The organism is Pseudomonas rhodesiae (assembly GCF_007858255.1).
GTDB lineage: Bacteria > Pseudomonadota > Gammaproteobacteria > Pseudomonadales > Pseudomonadaceae > Aquipseudomonas > Aquipseudomonas rhodesiae.
The window spans coordinates 396920-406291 of sequence record NZ_VFEU01000005.1 but is presented as its reverse complement, the minus strand read 5'-3'; the positions used below and the strand labels follow the sequence as shown (position 1 = coordinate 406291).

Genomic DNA, 9372 nt, shown 5'->3' with positions numbered 1-9372 from the left:
TTTCCCCATGTGAGAGTAGGTCATCGTCAAGATTAAATTCCGAAACCCCAATTGCGAAAGCAGTTGGGGTTTTGTTTTGCGCGCTCGAAAAGCCGTGGGCATCATCAGCGCCGACTTCGGTGCTAAAGTCCATACCCCCGATTTTGCTTTCCCAAGGAAGCTGTTATGCCGGATGCGATGTCCCTCAGCGCTGGATTCATGGTGGTTCACGGTAACCGCTTGGATGAGTTGCGCAGCCTGGTGGTTAGCTGGATGCGCCGGTATCCCCTCGCGCCCCTGGAAAATGAAATTGCATTGGTACAAAGCAACGGTATCGCCCAGTGGCTCAAGCTGGCATTGGCTGAAGATCCGGAAGACGATGACATGGGCGGCTGCGGCATCGCTGCTGCCATCGACGTACAACTTCCCGGCAGTTTTATGTGGCAGCTCTATCGCATGGTCCTGGGGCGTGACGAAATCCCCCCCAAATCCTTGCTCGATAAAGCCCCACTCACTTGGCGGTTGATGCGTCTACTGCCAGAGCTCATTGACCAACCGCACTTCGAGCCGTTGCAGCGCTTCCTGACCCACGACACCGACCTGCGCAAACGCTATCAATTGGCCGAACGCCTGGCCGACCTGTTCGACCAATATCAGGTCTACCGCGCCGACTGGCTTGAAGATTGGGCCGCCGGTCGCCATCAACTGCGCAATGGACGAGGTGAGGCCAAGCCCCTCAGTCCGGCGAACTGCTGGCAGGCCGAGTTATGGCGTGCGTTGCTGCTGGATGTCGGTGAGGAGGGCATGGCCGAAAGCCGTGCCGGCGTGCATCAGCGTTTTATCGAACGCATCAATACCCTCGAGGAAGCTCCACCCGACCTACCTTCACGGGTCATCGTGTTCGGTATTTCGTCATTGCCCGCCCAGGCTCTCGAAGCACTCGCCGGTCTGGCTCGTTTCAGTCAAGTTCTGTTATGCGTACACAACCCCTGTCGCCACCATTGGTCCGACATCGTGGCCGACAAAGACCTGCTTCGAAACGTATACAAACGCCAGGCGCGTAAAGCCGGCATGCCGATCAGTATCGATCCGCAAACCCTGCACCAGCATGCCCATCCGCTGTTGGCTGCTTGGGGCAAACAGGGGCGCGACTACATCAGCCTGCTGGACAGTTACGATGATCCCAATAGCTACCGCGCCGCATTCCGCGATGGACGCATCGATCTGTTCAGCGAGAGCACCCCGACCACACTGCTCAATCAGTTGCAGGACGATATCCTCGAACTGCGCCCACTCAATGAAACCCGCGATCTATGGCCCGCTGTCGACTTGGAGCGTGATTCGTCTATCCGTTTCCACATCGCCCACAGCGCGCAACGTGAAGTCGAAGTGCTGCACGACCAACTGCTGCAGCGCTTCAGTGCCGATCCCACGCTGCGTCCTCGTGACATCATCGTTATGGTCCCGGATGTCGACAGCTACGCGCCGCATATCCGTGCTGTGTTCGGTCAGCTTGAGCGCAACGATCCGCGCTTTATCCCGTTCACCCTGACGGACCAGGGCCAACGCGGCCGCGATCCGTTGCTGATCGCAGTCGAGCATCTACTTAAACTCCCCGACAGCCGCTTCCCCGTCAGCGAAGTCCTCGATCTGCTCGACGTCCCCGCCCTGCGCGAACGCTTTGCAATCAAGGAACGCGACCTGCCGACGCTGCATCGCTGGATCGAAGGCGCTGGTATCCGCTGGGGGCTCGACGCGCAACAACGTGCCGGCCTGGGCCTGCCTGCTGAGCTTGAACAGAACAGCTGGCGCTTCGGCCTGCGCCGCATGTTGCTGGGGTATGCGGTAGGCAGCGGCGCGGCCTGCGAAGGCATCGAACCTTACGACGAAATTGGCGGCCTTGACGCGGCGCTGATTGGCCCGCTGGTTGCCTTGCTCGATGCGCTGAGTGACGCTCATCAGGCCTTGTCCGAGCCAGCAGCGCCGCAGCAATGGGGCGAGCGCTTGCAAGACTTGATGCAGCGGTTCTTCCTGGCCAGTAGTGAACACGATGACTATCTGCTGAGCCAACTGGAACAGCTGCGAGAAACCTGGTTGGAAACCTGTGAGTCCGTCGGCCTGCAGGACGAGTTACCGCTCACCGTGGTCCGCGAAGCCTGGCTCGCCGGTCTGGATCAAGGCCGACTGTCCCAGCGTTTCCTCGCCGGAGCTGTCAATTTCTGCACCCTGATGCCCATGCGTGCCATTCCCTTCAAGCTCGTCTGCCTGCTGGGTATGAACGACGGCGATTACCCTCGCGCCCAGCCACCGCTGGACTTCGACCTGATGGGCAGCGACTACCGCCCAGGCGACCGGTCCCGTCGCGAAGATGACCGTTACTTGCTGCTCGAAGCCCTGCTCTCTGCCCGAGACCAGCTCTACATCAGTTGGGTCGGCCGCAGCATCCGCGACAACAGCGAGCGTCCGGCTTCGGTGCTGATCGGTCAGTTGCGCGATCATCTCGCCAGCGGCTGGAAGCACGCGGCAAACGACGCCCCCCTCATTGACGCGCTGACCCAGGAACACCCATTGCAGCCGTTCAGCTCCCGCTATTTCCACGCAGGCGATCCGCTGTTCAGCTACGCCCGCGAATGGCAGGTATTGCACGAGGACGTGCCCGTCACCGGCACGGAGCCGGAATTGGCGCAGCATCAGCAAGAAGAACCTCTAAGTCTCGGTCAGTTGCAAGATTTCCTACGCAACCCGGTTAAGCATTTCTTCAGTCAGCGTCTGAAAGTGTTCTTTGAGGCCGCTGAAGTACCTCTGGCCGATGAAGAACCCTTCGTCCTTGATGCTCTGCAACGCTACAGCCTGAGCGACAGCCTGCTCACTGCGGCGCTGAGCCAACCGGAGCACCTCGACCAGGCGCTCAAGGCGCAGGCCCAGCGCCTACAAGGCAGTGGCCTGCTGCCCATGGTTGGTTTCGGCGAATGCCTGCGCAACGAACTGATCGAGCCTTTGCCCGGCCTGCTGCAACGCTACCAGCAACTACTGGCCCTATGGCCAATCCCGTATACCGCGACGGAACCGGTCAGTTTTGAGCATCAGGGGATCAGGTTGGAAGGCTGGATCAGTGGGCTGCATCGGCGCAGTGATGGCGGGTTGCTTAGCGTCAGCACCATCCCTAATAGCATCGGCTCGATCAAGACACGCAAGTGGCATCGTCTGATCCGCCCATGGGTCAATCATCTGGTGGCCTGCGCTTGCGGGCTGCCGTTGAGTACCGGCTTGGTGGCCAGTGATGACACCTTGCTGTTGGCCCCCCTGGACCCAGCGCTCGCCCAGGATATCCTCGGCCACCTGCTCCTGGCCTGGCACAGCGGCATGCGCAAGCCGCTGCCGGTGGCGGTCAAGACCGCATTCGCCTGGTTGGGCCAGACCGAGCCGGCCAAAGCCCATGCTGCGGCGAGCAAAGCCTACGAAGGCGACGGGCTGACCACCGACGGCGAACGCCGGGAAACCCCCGCACTCACGCGCCAATTTCCGGATTACGCAGCCTTGGTGGCCAGCGAAGAATTCGAAGGTTGGTGCGAAACACTGTACCGACCCATGCTTGATGCGCCGTGGCGATCACTTACTGGCGAGGAGGCCGGCGCATGAGCAGCACACCTTTGGCCCTGGCCTTCCCACTCAAAGGTAGCCAGCTGATTGAAGCCAGCGCTGGCACCGGCAAGACCTTCACCATCTCCGCCTTGTACCTGCGCCTGGTGCTTGGCCACGGCGGCGATGCGTGGGGTTTTGGTCGTGAATTGCTGCCGCCGCAGATCCTGGTGGTGACCTTTACCGATGCCGCCACCAAGGAACTGCGTGAGCGTATCCGCATTCGCCTGGCTGAAGCTGCGCGGTTTTTCCGCGATGAGATCCCGTCGCCCGACGCTCTGATCGCCGACCTGCGTGTGCACTATGCGCCTGAGCAGTGGCCCGCCTGCGCTAACCGCCTGGACATCGCTGCCCAGTGGATGGACGAAGCGGCTGTGTCCACCATCCACAGTTGGTGCCAGCGCATGCTGCGCGAACATGCGTTCGACAGCGGCAGCCTGTTTACCCAGACATTGGAAACCGATCACAGCGACCTGCTCGGCGAAGTACTGCGCGATTACTGGCGGCTGTTCTGCTACCCGATGCACGACGATGCCCTCAACTGGGTGCGCACTCATTGGGGCGGCCCCGCTGCGCTGATGCCGCGGGTGCGCGCGCTGTTCGGCAGCGAGCGTCCCAGCGACGAAACCCGCGATCCCGCCGAGTTGATCAACGCCTGTTTGCAGGAGCGCCGCGAAGCGCTGGTCGCCCTCAAAGCGCCATGGCAGCAGTGGGCCGCCGAACTGCGCGATCTTTGCCTGCAGGCCGTGGCTGCCAAAGCCGTCGACGGTCGCAAGATGCAAGCGCGCTATTTCGAGCCCTGGTTCGAAAAGCTCAGTGCTTGGGCAAGCGACGAAACCCAGGAGCAACTGGACATCGGCACCGGCTTCACACGCCTCACGCCCGAGGGCATGGCCGAAGCCTGGAAGGGCGAGCCGCCCCGGCATCCCGCTATCGATGCCATGGCCAACCTCAAAGCCAGCCTTGACGCCTTGCCCACCCCCGACGCCGCCGTGTTGCAACACGCCGCCGCCTGGGTGGGTAAACGCTTCGAAGAGGAAAAACGCCGACGCGCCGAAATGGGCTTCGATGACATGCTGATCCGCCTCAACGCGGCCCTTCAAGCAGAGGGCGGCGAGCGCCTGGCCAGCGTGATCCGCGAGCAATTCCCGGTCGCGTTGATTGATGAATTCCAGGACACCGATCCGGTGCAATACAGCATTTTCGACAGCATCTATCGCATCGAAGAAAACCACCTGGATAGCGGCCTGTTCCTGATCGGTGACCCCAAGCAAGCGATCTACGCTTTCCGTGGCGCCGACATTTACACCTACCTGCGCGCACGTAAATCCACACTCGGCCGCCATCACACCCTGGGCACCAACTTCCGCTCCAGCCATGCAATGGTCGACGCAGTGAATCATGTGTTCCAGCGTGCGGAATCCGGGCGTGGCGCGTTTCTGTTCCGCGAGCCGAATGGCGATAACCCGGTGCCGTTCCAGCCGGTATTGTCCCAAGGCCGCAAAGAGACCTTGCTGGTCGACGGCCAGCCTGTGCCGGCGATGAACCTCTGGCACTTGGCAACCGACCAGCCGATTTCCAATGCGGTGTACCGCCAGCACCTGGCTGCTGCTTGTGCTACGCAGATTGTTGAGCTGCTCAATGCCGGGCAACAAGGCAAGGCCGGTTTCCAACAACCGAACGCCAGCTTCAAAGGTGTATTGCCGTCGGATATCGCCATCCTGGTCCGCGACGGCAAGGAGGCCCAAGCCGTGCGTGCGGAATTGGCCGCTCGGGGTGTGCGAAGCGTGTACCTGTCCGATAAGGACTCGGTGTTCGCCGCCCAGGAAGCCCATGACCTGTTGGTCTGGCTCAAGGCCTGCGCCGAGCCGGATATGGAGCGCCCCCTGCGTGCCGCCCTGGCGTGTGTCACGTTGAATCTGTCGCTGCCCGAACTGGAGCGTCTGAATCAGGACGAATTGGCGTGGGAAAGCCGCGTTATGCAGTTTCGCGGTTACCGTGCGATTTGGCGCACCCAAGGCGTGCTACCGATGCTGCGGCGTTTGCTGCACGACTTCAAATTGCCGCAAACCCTTATCGCCCGCAGTGACGGCGAACGTGTGTTGACCAACCTCTTGCACTTGAGCGAACTGCTGCAACAGGCCGCCTCGGAGCTGGACGGCGAACAAGCGCTGATCCGTCACCTGGCCGAGCATCTGGCGCTGTCGGGGCAGGCTGGTGAAGAGCAGATCCTGCGTCTGGAAAGCGATGAGCAATTGGTCAAAGTGGTCACCATCCACAAATCCAAAGGTCTGGAATACGACCTGGTGTTCCTGCCGTTTATTTGTTCGGCCAAACCCGTGGACGGCAGCCGCCTGCCGCTGCACTACCACGATGAACATGGCAAATCCCAGGTCAGCCTGCGCCCGACCGCCGAGCTGATTGCCCAGGCTGACGACGAGCGCCTGGCCGAAGACCTGCGCTTGTTCTACGTCGCCCTGACCCGCGCCAAGCACGCGTGCTGGCTGGGCGTCGCCGACCTCAAGCGCGGCAACAGCAGTAGTTCGGTCCTGCACTTGTGTGCCCTGGGCTATTTGCTTGGCGGCGGCAATGTGCTGCGCGAGTCGACGGGCCTGGCCCGTTGGCTGCTGGATTTGCAGGACGGTTGCCCAGCCATCCATTACGCCCAAGTGCCTGAGGCGCAAGAGGTGCTGTTCCACCCGCCGCGCAACCAGGCCACGCTGCTCGCGCCGTTGTTGCCCAGCCGCAAGGCGGCGGAAAACTGGTGGATTGCTTCCTACAGCGCGCTGCGTATTGGCGACAGCCTGAACACCGCGACCCTCGAAGCGCCCGAAAACCCACAAGCGCAAAAGCTGTTCGATGACGAACGCCTGGACCCGGATGCACCGCGTGAAGTGGCAGCGTCTGGCGGCGACATTCACCGTTTCCCACGCGGCCCCAACCCCGGCACCTTCCTGCATGGTTTGCTGGAGTGGGCGGGTGAAGAAGGCTTCAACGTGACGCCACAGGCCATCGAAAAAGCCGTCGGCGCGCGTTGCAATCGGCGCAACTGGGAGGGTTGGATCGTCACCCTCAGTGCCTGGCTGGGCCATCTGCTGCACACGCCACTGCCTGTGGATAACGGTCGCGTGGCCTTGAGCGGCCTGCGGCACTATCAGATCGAGATGGAGTTTTGGTTCGCCAGTCATAATGTCGATGTGCTCGCCCTGGATAAACTGGTGTGTCAGTACACCCATGACGGCGTCGCCCGGGTGGCTGCCGAACCGGTGCTGCTCAACGGCATGTTCAAGGGGTTTATCGACCTGACGTTCGAACACGATGGCCGCTACTACGTGGCCGACTACAAATCCAACTGGCTCGGGCCTGACGATTCGGCCTACACCCCGCAAGCCATGGAACAGTCGATCCTTGAGCATCGGTATGACCTGCAATACGTCCTCTACCTACTGGCCCTGCATCGCCAGCTCAAGGCACGTTTGCCCGACTACGATTACGACCGCCACATTGGCGGCGCACTGTATCTGTTCCTGCGCGGCACCCAGTCTGCCAGCCAAGGCGCGTATTTCACCCGGCCGCCACGGGCGCTGATCGAAGGCCTGGACCTGTTGTTCCAAGGCAAACCGCTGCCACCCAAAACTGAGCCGGCCTGGGAACAAGGAGTGCTGTTATGAGCCTGTCGCCGTTACCGCTGGAGGCACTAGCGCCGCTGGAACGCTCCGCCGATCTGGTGCAATTACTGGAACGCTGGGTCGAACGCGGCTGGTTGCGGGCGCTGGATAAGGCTTTCGTTGGCTTCCTGCACGAACTCGATCCCCAGGCCGATCCTCTGGTGTTGCTCGCTGCGGCGTTGACCAGCCACCAATTGGGTCACGGGCACGTCTGCCTTGATCTGTTCGAAACCCTAAAGGCGCCGGATTTTGCCCTGTCCCTGCCGCCCGAAGGCGACCTGCAGACCGGCGCGATGTTGCTTCCGTCGCAGTTGCTCGATGGCCTCGATGGCGCCCATTGGTGCCATGCACTGGCCGCCAGCTCGTTGGTCGCCCTTGCACTCGACGGCAGTGAAGCGGCACAAAGCCGGCCTCTGGTGCTGTCGGGGAAACGTCTGTACCTGCGGCGCTACTGGACCTACGAGCGACGTATCGATTTCGCATTGCGCCAGCGCCTGGCGACGCAGGAAAACTTCACCGCCGATTTGCCCGAGCGGCTCAATGGCCTGTTCGCTCAACCCGCGCCCGACGGCGTAGTGGACTGGCAGAAACTCGCCTGCGCCCTGGCTACCCGAGGGGCGTTCAGCATCGTTACCGGCGGCCCCGGCACTGGCAAGACCACCACTGTGGTGCGCCTGCTCGCGCTGTTGCAGGCGCCGGCCGTGGAATCCGGCAGCCCGCTGCGCATTCGCCTGGCCGCTCCCACTGGCAAAGCGGCGGCGCGCCTGACCGAATCCATCAGCCAGCAAGTGCTGTCGCTGAGTGTTCCCGATACGGTGCGGGAAAAGATCCCGACCCAAGTCACCACCGTCCACCGTTTGCTGGGCAGTCGCCCGGGCACTCGGCATTTCCGTCACCACGCGGGCAACTTGCTGCCCCTGGATGTACTGGTGGTGGATGAAGCCTCGATGATCGACCTGGAGATGATGGCCAATCTGCTGGACGCGCTGCCGCCTCACGCCCGTCTGGTATTGCTGGGCGACAAGGATCAACTGGCCTCGGTGGAAGCCGGTGCCGTGCTCGGCGATTTATGCCGCGACGCCGAAGCCGGTTGGTACAGCCCCGACACGCGCCAGTGGCTACAAGCCGTCAGCGGTGAAGACCTCAGCACCAGCGGCCTGAGCGAAGACCTTGACCACAGCCACCCCCTGGCGCAACAAGTGGTGATGCTGCGCTATTCGCGGCGGTTCGGCGAAGGTAGCGGCATCGGCCAACTGGCGCGCTGGGTCAACCAGCAAAATGCCGAAGAGGCCCGCAAGCTGCTGGCCGCGCGCAGCCACAGCGACCTGTTCTGCGTCAGCCTCAAGGGCGAACACGACCACGCGCTTGAGCGCCTGGTGCTGGACGGGCAGGGCGGCGGTGCCGAGGGCTATCGCTATTACCTGAACCTGCTGCAATCGGCGCGTCCGTCACCCGCCACCCCCCGTGACGACCACGCCTGGACGGCCTGGGCGCAGCAATTGTTGCAGGCCTTCGACGCGTTCCAATTGCTCTGCGCCGTGCGCAAAGGTCCGTGGGGTGTGGAGGGGTTGAACCTGCGAATCACCGCGGCGCTGCGTAAAGTGCGGCTGATCGAAGGTGACGAGCAATGGTACGAAGGTCGCCCGGTGCTGATGACGCGCAACGACTACGGCCTGGGCCTGATGAATGGCGATATCGGCATCGCCCTCAAACTGCCCGAAAGCGACGGTGGCCCTCAGGTGCTACGGGTGGCTTTCCCACGTAATGACGGCCAGGGCGGCGTGCGATTCGTGCTGCCCAGCCGCCTGAACGATGTGGAAACCGTGTACGCCATGACCGTGCACAAATCCCAAGGCTCGGAATTCACCCACACTGCGCTGATCCTGCCCGACGCCCTGAACCCGGTGTTGACCAAAGAATTGATATACACCGGCATCACCCGCGCCAAGCGCTGGTTCAGCCTGATCGAGCCGCGCGGCGGTGTGTTTGAGGAAGCGGTGCGGCGCAAGGTCAAGCGCTTGAGTGGGTTAATGCTGGAGTTGGATCAAGGCGCCTAAAAAATTGACTGATAGGTCATCTAATATTT

Annotated in this window: 3 protein-coding genes; all 3 read left to right on the top strand. The window is 62.0% G+C overall.

The window, feature by feature from the left end; genetic code table 11:
• The first annotated feature begins 165 nt into the window (after positions 1–165).
• The 3 genes from recC to recD are packed head-to-tail and all read left to right on the top strand — an operon-like array spanning position 166 to position 9343.
• A complete protein-coding gene (recC, locus tag FIV35_RS10870) occupies positions 166–3618 on the top strand; it encodes an exodeoxyribonuclease V subunit gamma (protein ID WP_034139292.1) in 3453 nt (1150 codons plus the stop codon).
• Positions 3615–7289: an exodeoxyribonuclease V subunit beta gene (gene recB / locus FIV35_RS10865; protein WP_034139291.1), complete on the top strand. Its 3675-nt coding sequence runs from the start codon at positions 3615–3617 to the stop codon at positions 7287–7289. Before recC ends, recB begins: the two co-directional genes overlap by 4 nt.
• The gene (recD, locus tag FIV35_RS10860) at positions 7286–9343 is read left to right on the top strand and encodes an exodeoxyribonuclease V subunit alpha (protein WP_034139290.1); all 2058 of its coding nucleotides are present in this window, start codon (positions 7286–7288) and stop codon (positions 9341–9343) included. Before recB ends, recD begins: the two co-directional genes overlap by 4 nt.
• The last annotated feature ends 29 nt before the right edge of the window (positions 9344–9372 follow it).

What these genes read in the sequence shown, in the direction of transcription:
- recC (WP_034139292.1), top strand. Translation starts at nt 166, where the DNA reads ATGCCGGATGCGATGTCCCTCAGCGCTGGATTCATGGTGGTTCACGGT.
- recB (WP_034139291.1), top strand. Translation starts at nt 3,615, where the DNA reads ATGAGCAGCACACCTTTGGCCCTGGCCTTCCCACTCAAAGGTAGCCAG.
- recD (WP_034139290.1), top strand. Translation starts at nt 7,286, where the DNA reads ATGAGCCTGTCGCCGTTACCGCTGGAGGCACTAGCGCCGCTGGAACGC.